Below are 25,098 nucleotides of genomic sequence, written 5' to 3' on the forward strand. Positions count from 1 at the left end.
AGAGGCTTTCATGAGTGCAAGGACGTTGACTTGCCAAGTCACCGAGGTTGAGAACTTAAGCCCCGATGTGTTTGGCGTGACGCTAACTGGGCGCGCCGAAGCCATGCAGCATGCGCCGGGGCAATATTTAGAGCTTAAGCTGGATGACACCACTTGGGTGCCGTTTTCGATCGCCAGTGCCGATCGCAGCGATGGTGTTATCGAGCTGCATATTCAACACTGGCCGGAGCGGGATAACTCAGCGCGGCTGCGGGAACTGCTGCAGGTAGCCAATCAGCTCACGCTGCGTTTGCCCGGCGGTGAGTGCGTGCTTGATCGTGAGAGCGAAAGACCGCTGCTGCTGATTGCAGCAGGAACCGGTTTCTCCCAGATGAAAGCCATTGTCGAAGCGGTACTGCATGAACAGCCCGAACGAGAAATTTCGCTGTGGTGGGCCGCCCGCGAACACCGCGACCTCTATTTAGAGCAACTGGCCAGCCAGTGGGCGCAAACCCACGCCAATGTCTGCTTTCATGCGGTAACCGAATCGCCCTTGGAAGAGCCGTTAGCAGCGGGCGAGCGGATTGCCCATCACCTGGGTCGTATTGATCAGGTGTTGAAAACCGCAGATATCACGCCAGAAACCCATGATGTTTATATCTCGGGTTCGCCCAACATGGTCTACGCCTGCCTGGATGTGCTCGACACAAAAGGCATAAAGCTTGAGCGGGTGTTTTCGGATGTGTTTGCCTACGCACCCCGTTCTACTTAATATGACCGCAGCGTTGTAACGCTCCCCCTGATATAGCGTTGTCAAAAAAGGAGGCTAACATGGCCCAACACGACGAAAACTTTAAAGACGATTCTGGTTTCCTGTCCATCTTTCTAGGCTTGGTGGTGCTGGTTAGCATGAGCGCGCTGCCCGCTACCATTGGTTGGGTACAAGCTTTTAGCGGTTGAGTGTTGCCATTTGCAGCGCTTGCAGGCAGGATAAAACTACAACGCCATGGCGGCAGCCCTGTCAAACGATTTACAGGGGCTAGTTATTGCCAGCGTAACTAACAGAATCTAGCGGAATATGGGCATGCAACGACTAACCACACCACATACCGTGAACCCACAACCAGAATTGGTTGGTGGTTTTGTGTTTTATGGGTATTGGTTTAGCTACGGTGTGCCCCTGGCCGACGCCTAACGTCGCGCCACCAGGCACACCACTCGGTTGCCTGCCGCAAGCACAGAAGCCCCGGTCGGTAACCCCGCCGGGGCTTCTGGCGTTTTGGGGCCCCAGCGATTTATAGACTGAGCGATTTTCGGCAATAGTTATTCACCATTATTTCATCAAGGAGCAGCATCATGATTTATCGCGCACTGACTAACGCTTTCGCTACCAGCTTTGTGGGTTATGGCTATAGCTGGCGATTTAGCGACGCGCGGTCGGTGCTAGCTGCCACCTCCGACCGTGTTCACTTGGGTGGTCACACAACCATACGATGTCACACGATTGCGGAGAATTAATCATGAATGCGCCTGTCAGCCCTGTTATTAATAAAACCGTTGTATCCACTGCCCATGCTACTTCCCGGCTAACGCCTTCAGCGCCTGAGCCCAGTGCAAAGCGGCTGCCTACCCCCGCCGAACTCAGACAACGTATCTCGTTAAGCGCCCCGCTAAGTGAGCAAATTGCTCGCCAGCGACACGCCGTACAGCAAATTTTGAGTGGTCACGATGACCGCCTGCTCGTTGTCGTTGGCCCTTGCTCCGTTCACGACCCAGATGCAGCGCTGGAATACGCCGACCGCCTGGCTGCATTAAGCGAAGAGATCAGCGAACGTATTTTGCCGGTCATGCGCGTCTACGTTGAAAAGCCGCGCACCACTGTGGGCTGGAAAGGGCTGGCCTACGACCCAGGCTTGGATGGCAGCGGTGATATGCCGCGCGGTTTGGCGCTTTCTCGTGAACTGATGCATGCCGTAGCCGCTCGCGGCTTGCCGGTGGCTACCGAGCTTTTACAACCGATGCTGGCACACTACGTAGACGATTTACTAAGCTGGGTAGCGATTGGCGCACGCACCACCGAGTCGCAGTTGCACCGTGAGCTGGCCAGTGATTTGTCAGCGGCGGTGGGGTTCAAAAATGCCACCAGTGGCGATGTACAAGTGGCTATCGATGCCATGAGTGCGGCGGCCCACCCGCACCAGCGTTTCGCGGTAGACCCGCAAGGCTACCCGATCGTCCAGCAAACTGCAGGCAACCCGCACACCCACGTAGTGTTGCGTGGCGGGCACGGCGAGCCTAACTATCAGGCACAACACGTACGTGCGGCAACCACCGCGCTGCGTAATGCCGGGCACAACCCACGGCTAATGGTGGATTGCAGCCATGCCAATGCGCGTAAAGACCATCGCCGCCAGAGTGAAGTGATGCTGGATGTATTGGCGCAGCGTCAGGCAGGCGAAGCCAACCTGGTCGCGCTGATGCTGGAAAGTCACCTGTTCGAAGGCAAGCAGCCGCTCAAGCCTGGCGCCATGCGCTACGGCGTATCGGTCACCGACGCCTGCGTGGGCTGGGAAACGACCGAACACTTACTTAAAACGGCTGCAGAGCGTTTGGCGTAATTGCATTTGTAAAACGCTATTACTTGTTTGCCCTGGCCAGCCCCGTATCATAGGACATTTGCAGCGATAATGAGGCTGGCCATGGTATTTACCCTAGAACATCACGACCCCGAGACCTACCGCCGCAAAGCCCGCATGATCAGCTTTGCCATGGCGGGGCAACTGATTATTTTTGGCCTCCTGTTCTCAATGCTCCTTACCTCCACCTTTGGCAGCAGCCTATGGCTCAATGCCCTAGGCGTGCTACTTGGGCTATTGGCCACCAGCGCGCTATTTGCCGTGTTGCGTGAGCGCCCTTGGATGACGGAGGTGCGCTATGTCTGGCAACTCAAACATCATTTGTCGCAAGTCAGTGGCTATCTTTCGCAACTGCGCAAAGCGGTGGAAGAGAGCAACCGCACGGCGCTGGATCTGCTCACTTTCTATCACCAGGGTATGGCGCAGTTGGCGGAGCTCAATGGGCGCACCACCGACGACGACGCCGAACGGCTAGCGGAAAAAATGCAGGTTAAAATCAAACGCGAAGAGCTGGGGTTGCCCCCGCAGGTGGAAAGTATCGATACGCATGATCTGCAGGCGTTCAAACGTGGGTAAGAAGTTCAGCAAGCAATAGAATTAGTTATATAGGGAGCATGACATATGAATACGTTAAAAGCATGGGGTGGGGCCATCGCCGCAGTCGGTATGATGGTGGTACTCGGGGGGTGTGCAGCCACGCCCTCCACAGAAACTAAAGCCGCTAACCAAGCAACGCTGGATAACCGGGCACCCTTTCTGCCCTCGGCGCTTTTTCCCGGCTCTGCCCAGCGTTTTGATGCGTGGCACTGCGAACCCGCTCAGCAGCACTTAGTGGCTGCCACCAACGCCAACGATTTGCGCCTATGGTCGCTGCACGGCGCATGGCGGTTGCCCCAAGCCGTCGTGGCCAGCGGCGCCCGCTACCAAGATGGTGAGATCAGCTTCTGGAACCGGGGTGACGAGGCGCTAGTGGAAACGCCACGAGGGCAGCTGCAGTGCTCGTTGGCCGAGCAACGTGACGCCTTAACCCGAGCTGAAAAGCCCGGCGTGATGTTCTTTGGTCAGGGTAACGAACCGGGCTGGACGGTTGCGTTAGCAAATGACACGCCGACACTGACGTTGGAAACGAACTACGGGGAAGAGCGTCTCCAGCTACCTTATATGGTTAGTGTGATGGACAATGAAGCTGGTCGAGTCGTGATTGAAAACGCTGACGTGGAGCCCTTTTTCCGCGTGCGTATCGATGCTGGGGCCTGTTTCGATAACATGAGCGGCAAGCCTTTTCCCGCTCGCGTTACGCTGACTTATGGCGGGGAGCAATATAGCGGCTGTGGCCAAGGTATTGCTCCCTAGACGTCCTTGATGAAGCGCTAACTCAGCAGCGATAAACCACACGCTCGGCCCGCCACTCATGCGCCTCGAAATCGCTGGCGCACAGGGCCGAGGTGTTACCTGCGGCACGAGCGGCGAGGCGCGATAGCGTTTGCATCTGAATACCGCGGGTACTCTCCAACTGTTCGCTTACCGCAAGCGGTACCCAGTGTTCTTCCTCTAACGTTGCCAGGGTAAAGCTAAACGGATGGAAGCCTGGGAAGCCGAGCCGAATATCGGTGGCGATCAGCGTCTCTTTTCCTTCTAGCAGCCGCGTTTCATAGCGTAAAAAAGAACCCGCAAACCACATTAAACGCTCTCCCTGTTGGCTGGCCAGGGCGAACGTCTCTAGCCCAGCGTTACGAATTAATGGTTCGAAACGCGGTTGACGGTCGCCGTCAAACACACTAATCAGGCTTTCATGGTAGCGATCCCCGTCGATCACCGTGGCGCGCCATAGCACAATGTTAAACGGCGTTGGCTGTATCAGTAGCGGAGCCTCTTCAAGACCCTGTTCTGCCAGGGCAGGGGCAAGACGTTGCTCTACCACTAATTTCGCACCCGCTGCCATCATTAGGTAAACACTCGTGATGGCCAGTCCCCATGTGCAGGCTTTGCGTACCCGCTGAGAGACCAAGGCAACGCCCAAGGTAAATAGCAGCGGCAGTGTATAGAGCGGATCGATAATAAAAATAATCGGCCACGCGGTGGGAGCAAGATCAAGAGGCCAAAGCAACTGGGTGCCGTAAGTGGTTAGCGCATCAAGCAAAGGATGGGTAATCAGAATAAGAGCAAAAAAGCACCACCAGCGGGGTAGGCTAATATCTTTTGCAGGAGCAAATCGTGTGCATAGCAGCGCCAACAGGGTGGCTAACCCTGTTAGTACAAAAAGCGAATGGCTAAAACCGCGATGCTCGGTGACATTGGCGACGGCGTCGCCATAATCCAGCGCTACATCAAAATCGGGCAGGGTGCCGAGTACGGCACCGATAAGGATGGCCTTACGGCCAAGGCGGCGGCCCAGTACGGCCCCGCCAATGGCTGCGCCAAGCGCGGCTTGAGTGACTGAATCCACAGGTTTCTCCGACGGGTAAACCCAGCTAAGATAAACGTTATAATTTAATTATACAGCGTTGCAGCGATTTATTTCTGTTGTCACGTTTTTGTAAAGTATGACCAAGGCCGTTTTTAACAGGAGTCGATATGCAATATCTACATACCATGGTGCGTGTCAGTGACCTGGATGCTTCGCTGCATTTTTACTGCGATCTGCTGGGTCTTAAAGAAGTTCGCCGAAAAGAGAACGAGAAAGGACGCTTCACGCTGGTGTTTCTGGCCGCACCAGAAGATGAGCCACGCTCAGAGCGGCTGACGGCTCCGGAGCTTGAGCTGACGTATAACTGGGATCCCGAAGAGTACACCGGTGGGCGTAATTTCGGCCACCTAGCCTATCGGGTGGATGACATTTATGCGCTCTGCCAACACCTTCAGGACAACGGCGTGACGATTAACCGCCCACCTCGTGATGGCCATATGGCGTTTGTTAAATCACCGGATGGAATCTCTGTGGAGCTGCTGCAAAAAGGCGATGCCCTGGCACCACAAGAGCCATGGGCTTCTATGGAAAACACCGGTAGCTGGTAACAATGACAAAAGGAACGATCACCATGAAAGGTTGGCGCTTATTACCACTGTTGGCTTCCGCTGCGCTACTGTTAAGTGCTTGTAGCAGTTCGCCGGGGCCAAGTTCTACACCACAACGGGGCGCCAACGATGCCTCGCTTGAGGGCGCCATTGTTGAACAGCGTTGGAACCTACTGTTGGTGGGCACCGATGAGCGGCTCTCCATGCCGGAAACGCCTTTTTTCCAGATTTCAAAAGAGGGCAAAGTTAGCGGCCACGACGGCTGTAACCGCTTTACTGGCGAAGTAACACTCGGTGAAAACCAGCGCATTGAGTTTAGCCCGTTAGCCACCACCCGCATGGCGTGCCCGCAAATGGGCGATGCCAAGCGGGTCACGGATATGCTGGAGACCGCCTATCGGTATTTGATTGACCATGATCGGTTGGTCTTCTTTGGCCCGGATAGCCGGGTGCTAGGCGGCTGGCGCGAAGGTAACTGATTCAGCCAGTTAGCCTTCAAAAGGCGGATTGAAGCGGGCGATAAAGCGCGCATCAATCCGCTTTTTCCATTGCCATACCCACTTGCCGGAAACTCCAAAGCCACCGCGGCTGGCAATCGCGCGGCCGTCGCCAGTGCCAATGAGTGCCAACACCCGTTTGGGTGGCTGCCAGGGGAGCAACGGTTCGCCGTAGCAGGCACGGCGAAGGTTATCCGCTAAGTGTGGCCCCATGCGCACCGCATAAACCCCTGCGTTAGGCAGCGCTGGGGTAAACGCTGCACAGTCGCCAGCGGCAAACATATTCGGCTGGTCGCTAACCTTCAGTGAATGGTCAACGCGGATAAAACCGTGTTGATCCAACGGCAGCCCAGTCCCTGCCAGCCATGGGTGGCCGACAGCCCCCGTTGCCCACAGGACGATGTCCGCATCGATGCGTTTACCGTTCTGGGTGGTTACTCCGCCTTCAATCAGCGTTTCGCCGCGTTGTTCAACGTGAACGGTAATCCCTGCCTGTGACAGCGCGCGTCGCATTAGCCAGCGTGGCACGTGCCCGGCATCGGGCAATAGAGCGTTAGAGGCGCTGAGCAAATGCCCCTGCCAATCAATATCCGGGCGCTGTTTGCGCAACTGAGCCAGTACGCTCATCAATGTTTCACAGCCCGCAGCGCCACCGCCAACGCCCACCACCCGTTGGGCGCCGCCGCTGGGTAAATGGCTAATATCATTTTGCAGTGCCTGCCAGCGCTGGTGCAGACTACTCAATGGGCGCATGGCGAGTAGCTTGGGGAGGTTCTCCCCAAGCTGGTGAGGAGACGTTAGAGTCGAACCAATGTTGACGGAGGCCACGTCAAAGTTAACGCGCTTGCCATTTGCCAGCGCTACGTAATGCTTCTGGGTGTTGATCGTGTTTGCTGGGGAAAGAATTAGCCGAGCATTGGCTCTTTGGCACAATGCTTCCATGTCGATCTGTGTCTTGCGCAGCGTACACTCCCCCGCTAGCCATGCGGGTACGCTGCCGGAGTAAGCTGCTAAAGGACTATCACTCACCACGGTAATCGCGATGCTTGGTTCAGGCTGTTTGGCAAAGGCTTCGAGTACAAAGGCGTGGGCATGGCCCGCACCCATGAGTAATAATTGCTGCATGGACATCGCCTATAGAAGAAGCAAGGTGCTGTTGGGGATTAACAGACAAAGACTTGGTTTTTACCCGCCAATTTAGCCAGATACATGCCTTGATCCGCCCGCTCAAATAGCTGGCGAGGCCGGTCGCCGGGCTGGGCGAGGGTCAGGCCGATACTGATTGTTAATTGGCCAGCGATGTCGAAGATGTGTTGCTCCACGTTGCGGCAGAGCCGGTTAGCCAGCTTTAGACTGGCGTCTTGGTCAAGCCCCTTGGATATAATGACGAACTCTTCACCTCCCCAACGCCCAAAGTGATCCTCATGTCTCAACGTTTCCTGCACTAACTGAGCCATATTACGCAAGATATCATCGCCGGTTGCATGCCCATAGGTATCGTTAATATTTTTAAAATCATCAATATCAAACATCAACATGGCAAAACTGACTGACGAATTGATCAAATCCTCAATCACCAGCTCTGTATAGTAGCGGTTCCAGCATTTTGTTAAGGGGTCGGTGTGGGCCAAGCCCTCAAGGCGTTGATTGGTTTTGGTTAACTGGCGGTTGAGATGAACGACCTCCTGGGCCGTTATGGCCACGGCTAAATCGTCGGCCAGCTCAATCATCATTGAGGCTTCCTGCGGCATCCAATAACTCAAGACGTCTTGAAGCATCGTATCAGCAACCAGAGCGGGGAGTAGCGGCTGTTGGCGAAATAGTAGTAACCAACCCAAGGAAGCATTGGCGACGCTTAGCGGGGCCGCTAAACCTCCTTGGCAGCTGCCATTCAGCTCGGCGATTTCGTCATGGGGATTGTGTTGATTCAACTGCTGTAAATGATGAAATAACTGGTGCTTCGAGGGACACTCGCCAAAGCAGTGAAGATCGCCCTGATAAGCCAGCGCAATGCCTTCGGCCTGAAAAATATCGCACCAGCTAGCGCCATGATGCTGCAAAATATCATCAATGGAAGTCAGTTTTTTAATATCTCTGGACAGCAATCTGCGGCGAGACTTTAAACCTGATTGGCGAGTGACCATACGCTCTGCTTTTAACAAGCGTAAGCGTTGGGATGCAAGATCGACGAGTAGCTGGATCCACTTGCCAGGCCCAGCGTGAACCGCAGGTGGATGCCCAATATACCCCCACACTTCATGCTCGCCCTTTAGTTCATACAGTTGCAGCTCTGAGGCGGCTAGATCGTCGTAACAATGAATAGCGAGCAGCGCGTGGTGAGAGGCGAGGGTACTTTCCAACGGATAGTAGTACGCCAAACGAAGGTTTCCTGTGCTTAAGCGGCGATAAAGTGCCACTGGTTGACCCTGGGTAAGCGCATGCAGCGTTTTGGTCAGCAGTTCAAAAAGCTCGAGAGGGGTTGCCGAGCGGCATAGTAGCGCCAGCTTATGACACAGGTCGTCGAGATTTTGCACCGATGGAGATAGTGTGCCACTCATTCTGAATGACTCCTCAAGCGCTGCATTTCAGCGCTTAGCATAGCAACTCGCCTAATACTGCTAAGCGAAAACTCGAAATTGAATTAATGATTCAATCAAAAGGTGAACCGTTATTCAACTGTTATTGAACAATCGCTTCACATTGGCGGCATGAATGAAAAAATCATGTTCGCCGAGCGTCTAAAAGCGGCACTGGAAGCAGCGGGTTACGAAGCGCGGCCGTCAGTGCTTGAGCGGGAATTTAATCTGCGCTATTGGGGAAAGCCGATCACGTTTCAGGCCGTTAGGCGCTGGCTGCGTGGTGATTCGATCCCCAGTCAGGATAAGCTCCAGGTTTTGGCTCGCTGGCTGTTAGTCGACCCGCACCACTTGCGCTACGGCGCCAGCACCGCTTATACGGTCAGTGAACCTTCCGCAAGTTGGGACGTTTCATCCACCAGTGAAGAGCGCCAATTGCTGGCACTCTACCGGGAGCTTCCCGCTGCCCAGCGTAAAGTAGTGCGCGAAATTATTGAAACATTCGCTAAAGTGCACCCGCCTGCTAACGGGCGTAACGATTAGGTCGACTTATTTTTTCTAATTATCTTTCAATTCGATGTGCTAGGTGTCAATTTTCTTAGCTGAACTGTCACCGCGTCGCCAATTGAAGTAGTGCTTCAATAGTGCCAGCACTCGTTCGGGCTTGTGGGCGTTTTTCCACACCCCGGCAGTGGTCTTTGCCGCCTCGCCCAGCGTGGGGTAGGGGTGGATGGTACCCAGTAGTTTGTTGAGGCCCAGACCGTGCTTCATGGCGAGGGTAAATTCACCCAGCCATTCACCGGCGTTTTCCGCCACGATGGTTGCACCGAGAATCTTGTCTCTGCCTGGCACGGTAAGCACTTTGATAAAGCCTTGAGTGGCACCTTCGGCGATGGCGCGGTCGCTTTCGCCCATGGCGTAGCGGGTAACTTCAAAGGCAATGCTCTGTGCGTTAGCCTCTTTTTCGTTTAATCCCACCCTTGCCACTTCCGGCTGTACATAGGTGACGGCGGGCATATAGCGGTAATCCACCGCAAAGCTTTTCAGCTCGCCGAACAGCGCATTGACGGCCGCATGCCACGCCTGGTGAGCAGCAGCGTGGGTAAGCTGATAAGGCCCTGCCAAATCACCGCAGGCCCAGATATTGGGTAGGCGGGTTTGCAGACGCTCGTTAAGTTCAAGGGGGCCCGCTTGGGTGGTCGTGATGCCTAGCGCTTCGAGCCCTAAGCCTTCCACATTGGCCTGGCGACCGGCACTCACCAGCAGGTAGTCCAACGGTAGTATTTTGCGGTCGCCGTCATGCTCCACCACTAGCTGATAGCCTGTCTCTCCGTTGAGAACTTCCAACGCCCTGGCATCGGTCATCACCGACACGCCTTCGCCCGCCAGGGTGCTTTCGATTAGCTCACCGACCTCTGGATCTTCACGGCCCAGCAGTTGGGAAACGCCTTCCACCAGGGTGACCTGGCTACCCAGGCGAGCGAAGCTCTGACTTAGCTCACAACCAATGGCACCGCCGCCCAGCACCACTAAACGCTTGGGCAATTCAGTAAGCGACCAGAGGTTCTCGGAAGTTAAAACGGGGGCGCTCTTAATACCCGGTAGCGACGGCACCCGGGGACGTGCGCCGGTGGCCAGCACGATATGCCGGGCGGTGAGGATTTTATCGCCGACCTGTATTTCCCAGGGCGAGATCAGCCTGGCGTGCTCTTGGTACACCTCAACGCCCAAGCCGTTATAGCGCTCTATACTGTCGTGGGGTTCGATATCGCTAATCGACTGATGCACATGGCCCATCACCTTGGCAAAGTCGACCTGCGGCTCGCTGGCAGTCACTCCGAACCGGTGTGCGGTGCGAACCTCATGGGCGGCGCGGGCGGCACGAATTAACGCTTTAGACGGAACGCAGCCGGTATTCAGGCAATCGCCGCCCATCTTGTGTTTTTCCACCAACGCCACTTTGGCGTTCACGGCGCTGGCGATATAGCTGGTAACCAGCCCGGCTGAGCCGCCGCCGATCACCACAATGTCGTAGTCAAAGCCCGCTGGCCGGGTAAAACCTTTATAAGCTTTGCGCTTCTGCACCAGTTGTACAATGCGTCGAGCTATCCAGGGGAAGATGGCCAGCAGTAAAAACGAGGCGATAAGCGTCGGTGAAAGAATACCCCCCAGGCTCTCTAGCTCGCCCAACTGCCCACCCGCATTCACATAGATGGCGGTGCCGGGCAGCATCGCGAGCTGGCTTACCCCGTAAAAAGTGACGGTTTTTATGCGCGTTAGACCCATGACCAGGTTGATCATAAAGAACGGAAATACCGGCACTAAACGCAGGGTAAATAGATAAAGAGCGCCATCGCGCTCCACGCCGCGATTCACCGAGGCAAACTGGCGCGGAAAGCGCTTTTCGATAGGGCCACGGAAAAGAAACCGTGAAAGTAGAAAGGCCAGCGTGGCCCCCATGGTGCTAGCGAAGGAGACAATCAGTAGCCCCCAGCCGAGCCCAAATAGCGCACCGCCAAGTAAGGTCATCAGCGTGGCGCCCGGCAGTGAGAGCGCCGTTATCACCACATAAACAGCAAAAAAGATCCCCGCTACCTGCCAAGGATTTTGAGTAAATGCCGTTTGGAAGTCGCTTTGGTATGCTTTGATGGTTTCCAGGGTGAACCATTGATGGGCACCGCTAATGAAAAACACGCCAATGGCTGTGATCAGTAGCGCTGCAATAATCAAACGTTGTCGGGTCACAATAAAAGCTCCAGCGCTAATAAGGGAAGTATCGGTTGTCACTGAGTGAGGAGAGCGCCCGTTTCCTTACACTGAAACGGCTAATTAGAGATTCTCTAGCTCCTTCCAGCGCTGCCAGTCTTCAGGGCGATCCACGTCCCAAATAATCGCGGGGTAGGCGACCTGGAGGCCTAATGCTTCAATGCGCTGCTGCGTGGTGGTCAGCACGCGTTGGGTACCCCAGGGGATATCTTTAAACAACGCAGGGTAGTCTTGCCGGGTACCCACAAAGCCGTAGCCGCCATCTTCGGCGGGTAACATCACCACCTCAAAGCTGGCTAGCTGCTGTGCGCAGGTGGTGATTAGCGCGCTGGTGATGCTTGGGCAATCACTGCCCATTAGCATGGCGGGCCCTGGAGTACTGTTCAGGGCATGGCGAACCCTTGCGCCTAAGTCACCCTCTGGCTGGGCGCTTAGCGTCACACCAAATGCCTCGCGAAGCTCGATAAACAGCGGGTGGGCGTGATCAAGCGCTGTCCATAGTGTGACATTGGCGGCAGGCAGCGCTTTGCAGGCATTTGCGACGCAGTGGCGTACCAGCTCCGCGTGGGCGTTGGCAGCACCTTCCAAACCGAGTAGGGGCGACAGGCGCGTTTTAGCTTGCCCCGCCAGCGGCGCTTTGGCTAGCAGGTGCAGGTGGGGCGTTTCAGCGGGCATCGCGATACTCCTTGGCGAGTTGGGTTGCGCTAACGCCGCGCCAGTAGCGGTAGCGCAGCCGCCACATCAGGCGGATCGTTTTCCAAGCGCCGACCTCATCCCAGCGCCTGCCCGAGCTTACCACTTTCGCCTGCAAACAGGCGGGCTGAGACACCCGTTTGAGTCGTTTAGAAAGCTCAATGTCTTCCATCAGTAGCTGTTCGGGAAAACCACCGGCTGCTTTGAAAGTGCTCGCGCGCATAAACATGCCCTGGTCGCCGGTGGCGATGCCGGTGAGCCGTGAGCGTTGGTTCATCATCCAGCTCACCACGGGCAGCCAGCCGCTGCGGCCTGCAAGCTCAATATCAAAGCGCCCCCAGGCGTGGCCGTTAAGCGCTTGGGTTATCTGCTCAACGGCGTTCTTGGGCAATTGAGTATCCGCGTGCAGGAACAGCAGTGCGGGCGCAGTGGCATGCTGAGCGCCCAGGTTCATTTGCAATGCTCGTCCGGCTGGGCTACTGAGCACTCGATCTGCTAGTGGTTTGGCAATGTGAGCGCTGGCATCACTGCTCCCGCCATCCACGACAATGATCTCAACGGGTATCGCAATGCGCTGGTCGCGCAGTGCTTGCAGCGGCGTCAGTGACGCCTCAATTCCCGTGGCCTCGTTAAGCACCGGTATCACGATGCTCAGCCGAGGTGGTTGGTCAGCCGAGCTCAATAACCGGCCCTCCTGCTGCATTGGCGTCCTCGTGGTCATGGGTGACCAGGAGCGTAGGCAGGCCTGCTTCGCGTAGTTGGCTAAACACCAGTGTGCGCATCTCCTGGCGCAGCGCCGTATCCAGCTTGGAAAACGGCTCGTCCAGCAGCACCGTTCGCGGCTTGGAGAGTAGCAGGCGCATCAACGCCACGCGTGATTGCTGGCCGCCGGAAAGGGTGGCGGGGTCGCGGGACTCAAAGCCTGCTAGCCCAACCTGTTCAAGTGCCTGAGTAACCTGCTGGCGCTTGTCTTTTAGATGGCGAGGCAGTCCGAAGCGCAAGTTGCCGCCCACGCTTAAGTGCGGAAATAGCAGCGGATCCTGAAACAGAAGCCCGATGTTGCGCTGTTCGGCGGGAAGGCTGAGCAAATTGCGCTCGCCCAGCCATACGCCGCCGCTAGCGGTGAATTCGCGATCAAGAAAGCCTGCAATATACGCCAATAAGGTGGATTTTCCCGACCCCGAAGGTCCCATGACCGTGAGTACTTCACCGGAGCTAATAGTGGCATCCACTACCAGTAACTCACGGCCTGCCAGGGCGATGCTAACTTGCTCAAGGCGTAGCGGCGCGCAAAAAGAAGCTGTCACATTGTCCCTCTTAAGTAGCTAAATCACGGCGGTGGGTACCCAATAAACGGGGCAGCCCTAGCGCAAGCATAAAGCCAATCAACGGTAACCCAGCCTGCACTAATGCCCAGACGCCGATTAAACGTCGATTACTGCCAGAGGCAAGCGCGACTGCCTCGGTCGTCACGGTGGTCACGCGGCCCGCACCGAGTAACTGGGTGGGTAAGTATTGGCCAATACTCACTGCCAAGCCTACGGCAAACGCTGTTAACAGCGGCGCGAGCAACAGCGGCAGGCGAACCCGCCAAAAAGCGGAGCTGCGTGACACCCCCAGTGAACGCGCTACCTTTAACCAGCGTGGATCCAATTGGCGATAGGTCTCGGCCAAGGAGAGGTATACATAAGGCAGTACAAACAGCAGGTGACCAGCGATAACCAGACCAAGTTGAGGGCGAATGCCCAGGCTTTCAGCGGCCACGATTAGCCCAAATAGAAACGCAATTTGCGGCACTAGTAGGGGTAAATAGAGTAACCATAACGCGCGCTTGGGTTGAATGTGCTGACGGTGTTCATTTTCCAGCGTTGCTAGCACTAGCGCCGTAGCCAAGGCGGTAGAAACAAGTCCAATCAATGCCGTATTAATGAGCGGTGTAGCCAGCATAGGGCCGCTGCGTTGCCAGTGATCCAGCGTTAGCATCTGTGGCAACACTTCTGGAAAGCGCCAAAAACCGGCCAGTGAAAATAGCCCCAACCCAACTAAGGCTGCCAGCGCTGTGATACTCGAAAACAGTAATGCCGAGCGGCCAACGAGGCGCAGGATGATTTCGCCACGCTGGCGGCTGCCATTGATCAGCCAGTACCGCGTCAGGCTGCGGATCAGCTGTTCTAACAACCACCAACACAGCAGTGCAGCGACAGTGACGCCCAGTTGCAGTACCGCCGCCGCCGAGGCCATAAAACGCTGGCTGATATCCGGGTCGTTGAACCAACCCAAGATAGATACGCTCAGTGTGGGGGGCAGCTTCGGGCCAAGAATCAGTGCCATATCGACGACCGAAGTGGCATAGGCGATCACTGCATAAACCGGCAGGCGAATCAGTGGGTAGAGCGAGGGAAGCACCGTTTTTAACCAGCCGATGGTAGGCGAGTAACCTAGCGACCTTGCCAGCATCAAGCGCTTCTCCGGCGCTAACTGCGGCAGTGCCGCCAGGCTCATCAGTAGCAAAAACGGTACCTCTTTTAGCACCAACCCCGCCATTAGGGAGAATCCCCAGGGATCGTTGATGATCAGCATGTCCAGGGGGCGCTCCCATCCTGTTAGCGACGGCGATATCAGCCGCGCCACCAAACCCGAAGGGGCAATCAAAAAGGCAAACCCAAAGGCGATAGCGGCGTGAGGGATGGCGAGCAGCGGTGATACCAACCGTCGTATGCCGCGATCTAACCAAGTGCCCCGACTGGCGGCCAAAAACAGCACCACAATTACCAGCGCTACGGCTGTGCTGACTAACCCGCTGGCAAAGCTAACCATCACTGAACGTCCTAGCCCCGGCTGGTCGAACAGCATTTGCCAGGGGGCTAAACTAGCGCCATGGCCGCCTAGCGTTGGTAAGTAGCCAAACGCAGGCAGCAGCACCATCATCAGACCCGCCCCAACGGGGAGTACTAGCAGGGCAATGATGAGTGCTGGGGCCAGTCGCAGCATCGTTAGTTAACGCCGTAACGCTCAAGCCAGGCATTTTGCAGGGCGGTCATCCAACTGGGGTGTGGTTCGGGTAGGGTGTTGGACAGCGCGTCCGCCGGTAGCTCGGAAGGATGGCGATCACCCTGCTCGAACAGCGCCTGATTCTCGGCGTCTAGCTGATCGATATCCAGTACGCTGCGGTCTCCCCACATCGCTAGCGACTGCTTTTGCGCCTGAGCTTCCGGTGAAAGCAGGAAATTGGCGAGCACCATGGCCCCGGCTTTATGCGGCGAGTTATAGGGGATCGCCACAAAGTGAACGTTACCCAAAGTGCCGCCTTCCAGCACGTAGCTGCGCACGCTTTCGGGCAGCTCATACTCCATGACTGCCACGGCGGCATCGGTGGGGTAGAACGAAAAAGCCAAACTTAGCTCGCCGTCGCTCATCAACGTGCGCAGGTTGGGGCCGGAGTCGGGAAAGGTACGACCACTGCGCCACAGGTGCGGGTGCAGCGCATCTAAATAGGCCCACAGAGGTTTGGTGACAGCCTCAAAATCGCTTTCTGAAACTGGCTGGTAAAGCGCCTCCTCCTGATCGGTGAGCTCGATCAGCGCCTGCTTTAAAAAGGTGCTGCCGGTGAAGTCGGGAATACGCGGATAGCTGAACTGGCCGGGATTGGCTTTGGCCCAGGCGAGTAGTGCCTGCATATTCTGGGGTGGTGTCTCGGTTTGAGCGCTATCGTAAAAAAAGGTGATCTGCGCTTTACCCCAGGGCGATTCATAGCCTTCTGTAGGTAACGTGAAGTCGGTCACCACCTCAGGGTTATCGGCGGCATTGGTGAGCGCAAAATGGGGCAGCGACTCAGCGAAGGGGCCAAACAGCAGGTCGCTTTCGCGCATCGCAGCGAAGTTCTCGCCGTTGATCCAAATCAGGTCGATACTGCCCTCGGTGTGGTTGCCCGCCTGCTTTTCTGCCAGTACCCGAGCTACCGCGCTGCCGGTATCGTCCAGCTTTACGTGTTCCACATCGACGCCGTACTGTGCCTGCATTTGCTCCGCCACCCAGTCGATGTAGCGATTGGTGCGCGTATCACCGCCCCAGGCATTCCAGTAAACGGTTTGGCCTTCGGCCTGTGCCACGACACTTTGCCAATCACTAGGGTCGGGGTTGGCTGATGCCGGAACCGTGAAGGCAAGCATCGTGGTGACAATAGCGAGGCGAAGAGGGTGGCGAGTAGGCATCGAATATCCCTTTTGTTAGAAGCGTAAGCACAGCTAAGAAATATTAGTAAAATTAGATGTTATAGGGAAACCTGCAAACACTGTAGCTCGCTGTGCACGTGATCAATAATGTTTAACGATAAGTAGTGCTCAACGCGGTCGCGCACGTGGTCGATCACGGCGGGATCCGTGAGTTCAGCGGACCAGTCTTCCCCGCGCTGCTGGGCATCGACGGCGTTTAAGTGCTGGGCGCGCCACTTGGCACACCAGGTTAACGACCAGAGCCAGGTAGCGCGGCGACAGGCAATGAGGGTGTCGATGTCCGGCGTTTCACCCATGGTGGCTTGCCAGCGGCGATAAAAGCTAATCACGTCACTTAGCGATAGCACCGCTTGGCTGCTTACGTCCCAGGTGGTCGAGGTGTAGAGGCTGGTGTGGGCGAGGTCGATACCCGGCAGGCCGTAGCGGCACTTCTCTAAATCCACCAACACCGCGCGGCCATCGTCGTGGATTAAGAAGTTGCCAGGGTGGGTGTCAAAGCTAATCAGTGTCGGCGCGGCATCGCTTAAGTGAGGTGGCAGTAAGTCCAGCTCCTGCTTAATGCGCTGGGTGACCTTGCTCGAAAGTTGCGCGTCGCTCAACCAGTTAGCCTGCTGACGCACTTCATCTATCATCGCTTGCCATGGGTCTTCGGGGGCAAGCAGTGGTGCCTGCTCTGCGACACTGGGCAGCGGTTGGCTATGCAAGCTGGCTAGAGCATCCGCGATGGCAGGCAGGTCTTCCGGCAACTTGGCCAAGCGGCCACGGATAGCCTCAACCAGTAACCCACCCCGGGGCAGTGCCTCGCTCGGCGGCAGAGTGCCGTAAAGTGCTGGCGTGTGTCCGCCAGGACTAGAGCGCTGGTAGCAGGCAGTCTGATAGGCAAGGTTCTCTTCAGGCGGCAGATTCATCTGACTCTGCTTCGGCAGTCGCGCCACCCAGTCATCGCCCACGCTGCGATGGATCCACACATGATCATGGGCCAGCCCGGTATCCGCCATCGGCGTAAGCTCATGGTATGCAATCCCGGCCCGCTTTAATTCGCTTGCCAGAGCCTGTAAACGCGCTTCGGTTGGTGTCGGCATAGAGCAGTCCGTGTCGTTGCTGAATCAGCGATGCCACTTAGTGGCCGTTCTTGTACCAACCTTACACGTTTCGTAAGAAAATGTGGTTAAAGTGAGTGGTAAGGGGACCAATATGTCATGCGCTAGCGCTGCATAGATATTATGAGTCATAACTAATAAGTTAATTATCTTCGGAGTATTTTCTGCTAGCGTTGTGGTTAAGTAGATTTTGTGGGATTAGAGCGGGCGTTGTCGGGATTGCTTACCGTTAACAGCCATCGCCATTTACGCGCGAGCAATAGCTGGTGCCTGGTTCATTATTATTGAGACGGCAGTTTTTGTATCGGGGGAATTATGATTCGCACCACCGAAGAGCTATACCAGCTATATCCTGAGCCAAAGGAGAGAGCGCTGAAGAAGCAGCTATCGCGACTTGACCGGCACTGTCAGCGATTTATCGAGCTTTCTCCCTTTGTGGTCATCGCCACTGGAAACGCGTCGGGCTTTGATGCGTCGCCACGTGGAGGAGAGCCAGGTTTCATCAAGGTGGTTGATGACCTTACTTTGGTAATTCCAGATTCTCCAGGTAATAACCGATTGGATTCACTTAAAAATATTGTCGAGAGCGGTCAGGCTGGATTGCTGTTTTTAATCCCAGGGGTCGATGAGACGCTACGCATAAATGGCGCGGCGCATGTCTCGGTGGATGAAGAAAAGCTGCAGCTTTTTGCATCAGAGAAGCGAGCACCAAAAGTGGTTATTGAGGTGACGGTTGAGGAGGCTTACCTTCACTGCGCTAAAGCCTTTATGCGCTCCAAACTATGGGCAGATGAGAGCCGTCGCGAGCGTTCCGTATTGCCGACGATGGGGCAGATGATTCACGAGCAAATAGGTCGTAGCGGCTCCCCCGAGTCACAGGAAGAGATGCTTGCGCGTTACGCACAAGATATTTAGCACCTCAGGGGCCCTCATCATCATGCAGGAAGATCTCGATCATGAGTGACGTAAAGAGCAGAGTATTAACCCCGCAAGATTGGCAGCTTTATAAGTTGGCGCGGTTGAACTCTCTTGAGGATGCGCCTGACTCTTTTGGCTCAACTTACGAGCAGGAAGTAACGCTCTCAGACACTGAATGGCAGACACGCTTGGATCTGAAATGGCGAGGCCTGGACGCTCTGCCCTTAATTGCTGAGTTGGAGGGCCAAGCGGTTGGCCTAGCCTGGGGGGTAATACATGAGCCCGATACGAAAATGGCGCATATCTACCAAATGTGGGTATCACCTGCACTGCGTGGAAAGGGGGTCGCCAAGTCGCTTCTAGATGAAATTAGTACCTGGGCTGTAAATAAAGGGTGTGAGTGTATAAAGCTCGCAGTAACAACAAGCAACGAAGCTGCAGTTGGTTTTTATACCTCGTCTGGATATCTTCCAACGGGGCCGCTTGAAGCGCTGAGGGTTGGTTCCGCGCTTATGGTGCAGCCAATGGTTAAACGGTTGGGTAATACGCAATAACACTCAGTCTGAGTGAACCGACATAGTAGCCGACAGCTTCAAATTCAAAAATATCGAATTTAATTTAAAAGAGCATTTCTGTTAGCCCAATGCTCTCAGTACCGCCTTTGGTTCCTTGGCAACGATATGCAGTAATGCCAGCGCTGGACCATGGGAAGTGCGATCACCTCGTTCCCAATGTCGTAGTACGGTTATCAGCATTGCCACGTTAACTGTAACCGCCCATTTTTTGAAACCGCACTGCGCATTCATTCTTGTGTCGTCAGGGCTTCACGAAACAGGGTCTCGCGAAAGAGGGCCTCAATGCGTTCCTGGGTACGGGCATACCAAGTCTCGTCCTTGGTCACCGCACCCTGGGCGTTGATGGGGTGGGTGGGAATATGCAGGCGCATGTCCAGGCCACTGTCGCGGTGGGTGGTAACCTGCATAGCAGCAGAGCGTCGCGTTGGGCCATAGGGGATATGCCGGGCTAGTTCCACTTGGCGCTCGCTGGTGGTGGCAAAGTGGATAAAGTCTTGAGCCGCCTCAGGATTAGGAGCACCGCGGGGGATTGCCCAGGTCTCGTGTTCCTGGAACTGGCCGTCCCAGAGGATCTCGATGGGCAGGTCGCGCTCCACCATGGCGGCGAAGAAGCGGCCATTGTAGCCGGAAGCCATGACCACCTGGCCCTCCTCCAGCAGGCGCACCGGGGTTTCACCGGCCTCCCACCAGTGGATATTGTCGATGCTTTGCAGCCGGGCGAAGGCCAAGTCCAGGCCGCGGCGGGTACTGAGCAGACGGTAGAGTTCTTCCCGGGGAACCCGGTAGGCGAGTAGCGCCCACTCCAGATTAGCCGCGGGGGTGCGCTGTAAGGCCCGGGGGCCAGGGAAACGCTGTTGATCGAAGAGATCGGCGATGCGAGTGGGGCGCTCCCCGGGGAAAGCATCACGGCGATAGGCCACGACGGTGGCAAAGATCGAATGGCTGATAAAACAGCGACCCAGTGCGCCAGGAAAGAAGTCTTGGGATGCCGGAGTGCCGTCCGGCGCTGGGGCGGCTAGCTCGGGGGGGAGTGGCTCCAGTAGGCCCTCTTCGCAGGCTGCCATGGCCTCGCTGCGGGTCATATCGAGTACGTCCCAGGGGACATCGTTCTCCGCCACGGCCTGGCGCAGTTCCGTCAGGCCGCCGTTATAGCTGTCCACTGCCACCGGTACATCATGGGCCTCGGTGAAGGGTGTGAAGAGGGCACTGCGCTGGGCGTGCTCGTAGGCACCGCCCCAGCTCAATACCGTCAGAGAGTCGGCAGTGTCGGGCACTTCCGCCCTGATGGGGGTTGCCAGGACGAGCAGCCCGGCCAGAAGTCCTGGGATCAATCGTCTAGCCAGCACCGTGTTCCTCCCGTCGTAGGGCGTCGCTGTGATGCAAGAAGGCTCGAGCAATGCTCGACTCATAGGCCACCCCCAAGAAGCGCCGTTCGTCATCCACGACGGCGATGGCCTCGCCGGTGACCTTTTGTAGCTGCTGCATTGCCTCCCAAAGTGAGGCGTGCGGATCTAGCACTGGGCGGGGCGTTTCGGGACAGTCGGCCAGGGTTGTGGCCTCGCTGCCTTCGCGGAAGGTCTCCAGGCTCGCCAGGGTCACGCAGCCTTGGTAGCGCCCTCGGCCGTCCACCAGATAAGCTTCGCCATGGCCCGCTTGACTAAGGCGCGAGATGGCCGCTTTCAGTGGGGTCGCGGGGGCCAGGGTGACGGCATCATGACTAATCAACTCGGTCAACCGCGCCTCCTGGAGCACGGCGCGGCTGCGGCCAGCGGAGAGATCCAAACCACGGCGGGCTAATTGAATATCGAATAGCGAGCGGCCGAACAGTTGGGCGGCCAGAGGATTGGCTAGCGTGACGCTGGCCAGGGCGGCGGTGGTCAACGCATAACTGCCGGTAAGTTCGAAGACGATCAGCAGGGTGGTAAGAGGCGCGCCGAGAACCGGTGCGGTGACCGCGACCATGCCGCACACCGCATAGAAGATAAACGTCTCCTGGCCACCGCCCAGCTCCGCTACCAGGGTGCCGGCTAGGGCACCGAAGAGGGTGCCGATCACCAGCGCTGGGCTGAAGACACCACCAGCGAAGCCCAGCCCCAGGCACAAAGCGGTCGCGGCCAGCTTTAGTAGCAGTACCATCAGCAGCTCGCCGCCGCTATAGGCCCCGGGCAAGGTGGCGAAGCGCAGGGTTTCTTGGCCCATGCCGAGAATATCGGGTACCCAAAGAGCCGTTAGGCCGAGCAAAGCCCCGGCGAGTGCGGGATGAAGGCTGGTGGGCAGCGGTAGCCGCTTGGCCAGCTGGCCCATGGCAAGAATGGCATGCATATAGCCTCCAGCCACCAAGGCGCCTAGGCCACCCAAGGCTAGGAAAAGGGCGAATTCCCAAGGTTGAGGCACGCCAGGCTCAGTGATATGGAACAGCGTCCCCTGAGCAAGCAACTGAGTGGCCAGCACATAGCCGACGATGGCGGCGGCGGCCACTGGCGCGAAGGCGCGCAGGGCATAGTGGCGTAGCACGACTTCGTGGGCGAAGACAATGCCCGCCAGTGGCGCATTGAAGGCCGCAGCGATGGCTGCCGCTACCCCGCAAGCGATAGTGATATTGTCCTCTGAGCGCCCCAGGCGCAGCAAGCGTGTGATTAGGGAGCCGAGAGTCGCGCCGAGATGTACCAGGGGGCCGTACTGACCCACCGAGGCGCCTGCGCCTAACGACACCAAACCGCTTAACGCTGAGAGAGCACCAGCCTTGGCGGGTAGGCGACCTCGGCGGGTCTGGACGGCAGCGATGGCGTCGGCAGGGGTATGGGAGCGGCCCCCAGGCAGGCCGCGGTGCAGTTGACCAACGAGCAGCCCCCCAAGGGTTGGCACCAGCAGGGTAGCCAGTATCACCAGAGAGGTGTCTGCAGCCATCATCTGGCCTCGGGGGGAGATCAACAGCAGGTCGTTGAGCCATACCACCGCATTGACGAAGCCAACGGCTACAAGAGCCGCCACTCCGCCGACGACACTGCCCAAGAGTACCAAGCCAAGGAAACGCAAGACTGCCAGGGGGTGTCGGGGCGAAACGCTGTCTGTGCTGGGGGAGTCCATTTACCCGTTATAGGCGCTATCCGATCAGCGGGCAAGCGGCGCGCCGGCGCCATGCCGTCAGAGCTGCCTGGCGCCGGGGGAGGACTTACAGCGCTGAGATTTTAGCGCGCTGTTCTTCCAGCAACTGCTTGGTGGCTTGGAATTCGGCCAGCTTGCCGCGCTCTTTATCCACCACCGCTACCGGGGCTTTGGCGATAAAGCCGTCGTTGCTAAGCTTCTTCTCGATGCCGCCGATCAGCTTGTCCTGCTTCTCAATCTCTTTGCTTAAGCGGGCGATTTCGGCGTCTTTGTCGATCAGATCCGCCATCGGTACCAGCACTTCCATATCGCCCACCAATTGCGTGGCTGAGAGTGGGGCATCGTCTGGGTTTTCAAGCCAGGTAACGCTTTCCAGCTTGGCGAGTTTGGAAAGGAAGCGACGGTTGCTCTCCAGGCGCTCGGCGTCTTCGGGCTTGCCTTTGGTGAGCAGCACGTCAAGCGGTTTGCCGGGGGCGATGTTCATTTCGGCGCGGATGTTACGCACGGCGATGATGACGCCTTTCAACCACTCGATATCCAGGCTGGCCTGGTCGTCGATTTTGCTTTCGTCGGCTTCTGGCCAGGCTTGCAGCATGATCGACGCATCGTCACCCATATACACACCTGCCAGCGGCGACACGCGCTGCCAGATCTCTTCGGTAATATAAGGCATCATCGGGTGAGCAAGGCGCAGAATCGCTTCGAGTACGCGTACCAGCGTGCGGCGGGTACCGCGCTTGGCTTCTGCCGTGGCATTTTCATCCCACAAAACAGGCTTGGAAAGCTCCAGGTACCAGTCGCAGTACTCGTTCCAGACGAACTCATACAGCGCCTGGGAGGCGTGGTCGAAACGGTACTCGTCCATCGCCTTGGTGACCTGGGCTTCGGTTTTCTGCAGCTGCGAGATAATCCAGCGGTCGGCCAGTGAAAGCTCAACCTCTTCACCACCAGTGCCGCAATCTTCGCCTTCGGCGTTCATCAGCACGTAGCGCGAGGCGTTCCACAGCTTGTTGCAGAAGTTGCGGTAGCCGTCCAGGCGGCTCATATCAAACTTGATATCACGCCCGGTGGTGGCTTGGGAGAGGAACGTAAAGCGCAGCGCATCGGTGCCGTGGGCTTCAATACCGTCTTTGAACTCGTCCTTGGTCGCTTTGGCAATCGCCTTGGCCTGTTTCGGCTGCATCATATTGCCGGTGCGCTTTTCGAGCAGTTCATCCAGCGTGATGCCGTCGATCAGGTCGATGGGGTCGAGTACGTTGCCCTTGGATTTGGACATCTTCTGCCCTTGGCCGTCGCGCACCAAACCGTGTACGTAAACCGTCTTGAACGGTACCTGTTTGGTGAACTTCAGGGTCATCATGATCATCCGGGCAACCCAGAAGAAGATGATGTCAAAGCCGGTGACCAGCACGCTGCTGGGGTGGAAAGTCTCCAGCTCCGGCGTCTCTTCCGGCCAGCCGAGGGTGCCGAACGTCCACAGGCCTGAGCTGAACCAGGTATCGAGTACGTCTTCATCTTGCGTCAAGGTGACATCGGGGCCGAGTTTATGCTTCTCGCGAGCCTCGGCTTCGCTACGAGCAACGTAGATATTGCCTTCCTCGTCGTACCAGGCCGGGATGCGGTGGCCCCACCACAGCTGGCGGGAGATACACCAATCCTGCAGGTCGCGCATCCAGGCGAAGTACATGTTCTCGTAGTTCTTGGGCACGAACTGGATATCGCCATTTTCCACCGCTTCGATGGCGGGCTTGGCGAGGGACTCCACGGCTACAAACCACTGGTCGGTGAGCAGCGGCTCAATGACATCGCCCGAACGGTCACCATAAGGCAGGGTGTTGTTAACGGCTTCGACTTGCTCTAGCAGGCCCAGGGCATCCATGTCGGCAACGATTTGCTTGCGCGCTTCAAAGCGGTCGAGACCTGCGTACTTGGCAGGCAGAGTGGCGTCTACATCGGGCTGGGGCTGTCCTTTCAGGTCGAAGATCTCGGCCTGCTCAAGGATCGCCGCGTCTTTGGAGAAGACGTTGATCAGCAGGTGGTTCTGGCGCTTGCCGACCTCGTAGTCGTTGAAGTCGTGGGCGGGGGTGATCTTGACGCAGCCCGAACCTTTCTCCATATCGGCGTGCTCGTCAGCAACCACCGGAATTCGGCGACCGACCAGCGGTAGCTCAATGAACTTGCCGACCAGAGAGGCGTAGCGCTCATCGTCTGGATTCACCGCCACACCGGTATCGCCCAGCAGGGTCTCCGGGCGGGTGGTGGCGACTACGAGGTAATCCTTGCCATCGTCGGTTTTGACGCCGTCCGCCAGCGGGTAGCGGAAATGCCAGAAGCTGCCCTGCTGCTCTTTGTTCTCCACTTCCAGGTCAGAAATGGCGGTGTGCAGTGTCGGATCCCAGTTGACCAAGCGCTTGCCACGATAGATCAACTTCTCTTCGTGCAGGCGCACAAACACTTCTTGTACCGCTTTGTAGAAGCCGTCGTCCATGGTGAAGCGTTCGCGAGACCAGTCGACGCTAGCGCCCATACGGCGCAGCTGGCGGGTAATATGGCCGCCGGATTCGTGTTTCCACTCCCACACCTTGTCGATAAACGCATCGCGGCCAAGGTCGTGGCGGGTTTTGCCCTCTTCAGCCGCAATCTTGCGCTCCACCAGCATCTGCGTCGCGATACCGGCGTGGTCGGTGCCTACCTGCCACAGGGTGTTATTGCCCTGCATCCGTTTCCAGCGCGTCAGGGTATCCATAATGGTGTCCTGGAACGCATGGCCCATGTGCAGGCTGCCGGTCACATTGGGCGGTGGAATCATGATCGAAAAAGGCGTGCCCTGACCGGAGGGCGCAAAACGGTTGTCGGCTTCCCAGCGCTCGTACCAGCGGGTTTCGATCTGTTCGGGTTGGTAGGTCTTTTCCATGGAGAGTTGGCTCACGGCTGGCGAGAAATGTACAAAGTTTGAAAATATATAGTGCAAGAGTATACCGCGATAGCGCATTGATCGTCAGGGGC

General features: G+C 56.9%; 23 protein-coding genes. 10 read left to right on the plus strand and 13 right to left on the minus strand.

The genetic code is table 11. The annotated features are described in order from the left end of the window. Positions 1–10 precede the first annotated feature (10 nt). The 5 genes from RO22_RS02550 to RO22_RS02565 all read left to right on the plus strand — a co-directional run bounded on the left by RO22_RS02550 (position 11) and on the right by RO22_RS02565 (position 3,968). Entirely contained in the window at positions 11–751 is a 741-nt protein-coding gene (locus RO22_RS02550) for an FAD-binding oxidoreductase (protein ID WP_027957775.1), read from the plus strand. Between the two features lie 59 nt (positions 752–810). Further along, positions 811–939 carry a hypothetical protein gene (locus tag RO22_RS25145; RefSeq protein WP_261377686.1) on the plus strand — a complete coding sequence of 43 codons (129 nt, stop codon included), beginning with the start codon at positions 811–813 and terminating at the stop codon, positions 937–939. A 560-nt stretch (positions 940–1,499) separates the two neighbouring features. Beyond that, the gene (locus RO22_RS02555; RefSeq protein ID WP_041157522.1) at positions 1,500–2,597 is read left to right on the plus strand and encodes a 3-deoxy-7-phosphoheptulonate synthase; all 1,098 of its coding nucleotides are present in this window, start codon (positions 1,500–1,502) and stop codon (positions 2,595–2,597) included. An 81-nt stretch (positions 2,598–2,678) separates the two neighbouring features. Continuing rightward, complete coding sequence (locus RO22_RS02560) at positions 2,679–3,191, plus strand: DUF3087 family protein (RefSeq protein ID WP_022520177.1); 513 nt, start codon at positions 2,679–2,681, stop codon at positions 3,189–3,191. A gap of 45 nt (positions 3,192–3,236) precedes the next feature. Beyond that, complete coding sequence (locus RO22_RS02565; protein WP_041157523.1) at positions 3,237–3,968, plus strand: MliC family protein; 732 nt, start codon at positions 3,237–3,239, stop codon at positions 3,966–3,968. Positions 3,969–3,990: 22 nt separating this feature from the next. On the opposite strand, the gene RO22_RS02570 is transcribed toward RO22_RS02565, so the two are convergent. Then, complete coding sequence (locus tag RO22_RS02570) at positions 3,991–5,061, minus strand: metal-dependent hydrolase (protein WP_041157524.1); 1,071 nt, start codon at positions 5,059–5,061, stop codon at positions 3,991–3,993. Positions 5,062–5,189: 128 nt separating this feature from the next. On the opposite strand from RO22_RS02570, the gene gloA reads away from it, so the two are divergent. After that, complete coding sequence (gene gloA / locus RO22_RS02575) at positions 5,190–5,630, plus strand: lactoylglutathione lyase (RefSeq protein ID WP_041157525.1); 441 nt, start codon at positions 5,190–5,192, stop codon at positions 5,628–5,630. A gap of 23 nt (positions 5,631–5,653) precedes the next feature. Further along, complete coding sequence (locus RO22_RS02580) at positions 5,654–6,109, plus strand: META domain-containing protein (RefSeq protein WP_035537745.1); 456 nt, start codon at positions 5,654–5,656, stop codon at positions 6,107–6,109. A gap of 9 nt (positions 6,110–6,118) precedes the next feature. Here the strand turns inward: RO22_RS02580 and RO22_RS02585 are convergent, their stop codons facing one another. Next, complete coding sequence (locus tag RO22_RS02585; RefSeq protein ID WP_041157526.1) at positions 6,119–7,258, minus strand: FAD-dependent oxidoreductase; 1,140 nt, start codon at positions 7,256–7,258, stop codon at positions 6,119–6,121. A 32-nt stretch (positions 7,259–7,290) separates the two neighbouring features. After that, the gene (locus RO22_RS02590) at positions 7,291–8,685 is read right to left on the minus strand and encodes a GGDEF domain-containing protein (RefSeq protein WP_009288503.1); all 1,395 of its coding nucleotides are present in this window, start codon (positions 8,683–8,685) and stop codon (positions 7,291–7,293) included. Between the two features lie 165 nt (positions 8,686–8,850). Between RO22_RS02590 and RO22_RS02595 the strand changes: the two genes are divergently transcribed. Then, the gene (locus RO22_RS02595) at positions 8,851–9,246 is read left to right on the plus strand and encodes a transcriptional regulator (protein ID WP_276316028.1); all 396 of its coding nucleotides are present in this window, start codon (positions 8,851–8,853) and stop codon (positions 9,244–9,246) included. Positions 9,247–9,285: 39 nt separating this feature from the next. On the opposite strand, the gene RO22_RS02600 is transcribed toward RO22_RS02595, so the two are convergent. The 7 genes from RO22_RS02600 to RO22_RS02630 all read right to left on the minus strand — a co-directional run bounded on the left by RO22_RS02600 (position 9,286) and on the right by RO22_RS02630 (position 17,476). After that, entirely contained in the window at positions 9,286–11,448 is a 2,163-nt protein-coding gene (locus RO22_RS02600) for an FAD-dependent oxidoreductase (RefSeq protein WP_041158077.1), read from the minus strand. 84 nt (positions 11,449–11,532) lie between these two features. Beyond that, complete coding sequence (locus RO22_RS02605; protein WP_041157527.1) at positions 11,533–12,144, minus strand: TIGR04282 family arsenosugar biosynthesis glycosyltransferase; 612 nt, start codon at positions 12,142–12,144, stop codon at positions 11,533–11,535. Further along, positions 12,134–12,844 carry a TIGR04283 family arsenosugar biosynthesis glycosyltransferase gene (locus RO22_RS02610; protein ID WP_041158078.1) on the minus strand — a complete coding sequence of 237 codons (711 nt, stop codon included), beginning with the start codon at positions 12,842–12,844 and terminating at the stop codon, positions 12,134–12,136. The genes RO22_RS02605 and RO22_RS02610 overlap by 11 nt, the downstream gene beginning before the upstream one ends. After that, a complete protein-coding gene (locus RO22_RS02615) occupies positions 12,831–13,469 on the minus strand; it encodes an ATP-binding cassette domain-containing protein (RefSeq protein ID WP_041157528.1) in 639 nt (212 codons plus the stop codon). The genes RO22_RS02610 and RO22_RS02615 overlap by 14 nt, the downstream gene beginning before the upstream one ends. A gap of 10 nt (positions 13,470–13,479) precedes the next feature. Further along, on the minus strand, positions 13,480–15,153 hold the full coding sequence (locus RO22_RS02620; protein WP_027957786.1) for an ABC transporter permease: 1,674 nt from the start codon (positions 15,151–15,153) through the stop codon (positions 13,480–13,482). Between the two features lie 2 nt (positions 15,154–15,155). Then, a complete protein-coding gene (locus tag RO22_RS02625) occupies positions 15,156–16,373 on the minus strand; it encodes an ABC transporter substrate-binding protein (RefSeq protein ID WP_027957787.1) in 1,218 nt (405 codons plus the stop codon). Positions 16,374–16,432: 59 nt separating this feature from the next. Continuing rightward, positions 16,433–17,476: an aminoglycoside phosphotransferase family protein gene (locus RO22_RS02630; RefSeq protein WP_009288508.1), complete on the minus strand. Its 1,044-nt coding sequence runs from the start codon at positions 17,474–17,476 to the stop codon at positions 16,433–16,435. Between the two features lie 333 nt (positions 17,477–17,809). Between RO22_RS02630 and RO22_RS02635 the strand changes: the two genes are divergently transcribed. Further along, positions 17,810–18,409: a pyridoxamine 5'-phosphate oxidase family protein gene (locus RO22_RS02635; protein ID WP_009288509.1), complete on the plus strand. Its 600-nt coding sequence runs from the start codon at positions 17,810–17,812 to the stop codon at positions 18,407–18,409. Positions 18,410–18,450: 41 nt separating this feature from the next. Continuing rightward, on the plus strand, positions 18,451–18,966 hold the full coding sequence (locus tag RO22_RS02640) for a GNAT family N-acetyltransferase (protein WP_041157529.1): 516 nt from the start codon (positions 18,451–18,453) through the stop codon (positions 18,964–18,966). A 248-nt stretch (positions 18,967–19,214) separates the two neighbouring features. On the opposite strand, the gene RO22_RS02645 is transcribed toward RO22_RS02640, so the two are convergent. The 3 genes from RO22_RS02645 to RO22_RS02655 form a co-directional block, all read right to left on the minus strand. Then, positions 19,215–20,333 carry an ABC transporter substrate-binding protein gene (locus RO22_RS02645; RefSeq protein WP_041157530.1) on the minus strand — a complete coding sequence of 373 codons (1,119 nt, stop codon included), beginning with the start codon at positions 20,331–20,333 and terminating at the stop codon, positions 19,215–19,217. After that, positions 20,323–22,074, minus strand: coding sequence for a chloride channel protein (locus RO22_RS02650; RefSeq protein WP_041157531.1), 1,752 nt, complete (start codon positions 22,072–22,074; stop codon positions 20,323–20,325). Before RO22_RS02650 ends, RO22_RS02645 begins: the two co-directional genes overlap by 11 nt. Positions 22,075–22,159: 85 nt before the next feature. Next, the gene (locus RO22_RS02655) at positions 22,160–25,006 is read right to left on the minus strand and encodes a valine--tRNA ligase (protein WP_041157532.1); all 2,847 of its coding nucleotides are present in this window, start codon (positions 25,004–25,006) and stop codon (positions 22,160–22,162) included. Between the last annotated feature and the right edge of the window lie 92 nt (positions 25,007–25,098).

The sequence above is a fragment of the Halomonas sp. KHS3 genome (genome assembly GCF_000830495.1).
In the GTDB taxonomy this organism is placed as follows: Bacteria; Pseudomonadota; Gammaproteobacteria; order Pseudomonadales; family Halomonadaceae; genus Vreelandella; species Vreelandella titanicae.

What these genes read in the sequence shown, in the direction of transcription:
- RO22_RS02580 (WP_035537745.1), top strand. Translation starts at nt 5,654, where the DNA reads ATGAAAGGTTGGCGCTTATTACCACTGTTGGCTTCCGCTGCGCTACTG.
- gloA (WP_041157525.1), top strand. Translation starts at nt 5,190, where the DNA reads ATGCAATATCTACATACCATGGTGCGTGTCAGTGACCTGGATGCTTCG.
- RO22_RS02630 (WP_009288508.1), bottom strand. Translation starts at nt 17,476, where the DNA reads ATGCCGACACCAACCGAAGCGCGTTTACAGGCTCTGGCAAGCGAATTA.
- RO22_RS02595 (WP_276316028.1), top strand. Translation starts at nt 8,851, where the DNA reads ATGTTCGCCGAGCGTCTAAAAGCGGCACTGGAAGCAGCGGGTTACGAA.
- RO22_RS02585 (WP_041157526.1), bottom strand. Translation starts at nt 7,258, where the DNA reads ATGTCCATGCAGCAATTATTACTCATGGGTGCGGGCCATGCCCACGCC.
- RO22_RS02650 (WP_041157531.1), bottom strand. Translation starts at nt 22,074, where the DNA reads ATGGACTCCCCCAGCACAGACAGCGTTTCGCCCCGACACCCCCTGGCA.
- RO22_RS02605 (WP_041157527.1), bottom strand. Translation starts at nt 12,144, where the DNA reads ATGCCCGCTGAAACGCCCCACCTGCACCTGCTAGCCAAAGCGCCGCTG.
- RO22_RS02590 (WP_009288503.1), bottom strand. Translation starts at nt 8,685, where the DNA reads ATGAGTGGCACACTATCTCCATCGGTGCAAAATCTCGACGACCTGTGT.
- RO22_RS02560 (WP_022520177.1), top strand. Translation starts at nt 2,679, where the DNA reads ATGGTATTTACCCTAGAACATCACGACCCCGAGACCTACCGCCGCAAA.
- RO22_RS02550 (WP_027957775.1), top strand. Translation starts at nt 11, where the DNA reads ATGAGTGCAAGGACGTTGACTTGCCAAGTCACCGAGGTTGAGAACTTA.
- RO22_RS02640 (WP_041157529.1), top strand. Translation starts at nt 18,451, where the DNA reads ATGAGTGACGTAAAGAGCAGAGTATTAACCCCGCAAGATTGGCAGCTT.
- RO22_RS02565 (WP_041157523.1), top strand. Translation starts at nt 3,237, where the DNA reads ATGAATACGTTAAAAGCATGGGGTGGGGCCATCGCCGCAGTCGGTATG.
- RO22_RS02635 (WP_009288509.1), top strand. Translation starts at nt 17,810, where the DNA reads ATGATTCGCACCACCGAAGAGCTATACCAGCTATATCCTGAGCCAAAG.
- RO22_RS02620 (WP_027957786.1), bottom strand. Translation starts at nt 15,153, where the DNA reads ATGCTGCGACTGGCCCCAGCACTCATCATTGCCCTGCTAGTACTCCCC.
- RO22_RS02555 (WP_041157522.1), top strand. Translation starts at nt 1,500, where the DNA reads ATGAATGCGCCTGTCAGCCCTGTTATTAATAAAACCGTTGTATCCACT.
- RO22_RS25145 (WP_261377686.1), top strand. Translation starts at nt 811, where the DNA reads ATGGCCCAACACGACGAAAACTTTAAAGACGATTCTGGTTTCCTGTCC.
- RO22_RS02625 (WP_027957787.1), bottom strand. Translation starts at nt 16,373, where the DNA reads ATGCCTACTCGCCACCCTCTTCGCCTCGCTATTGTCACCACGATGCTT.
- RO22_RS02655 (WP_041157532.1), bottom strand. Translation starts at nt 25,006, where the DNA reads ATGGAAAAGACCTACCAACCCGAACAGATCGAAACCCGCTGGTACGAG.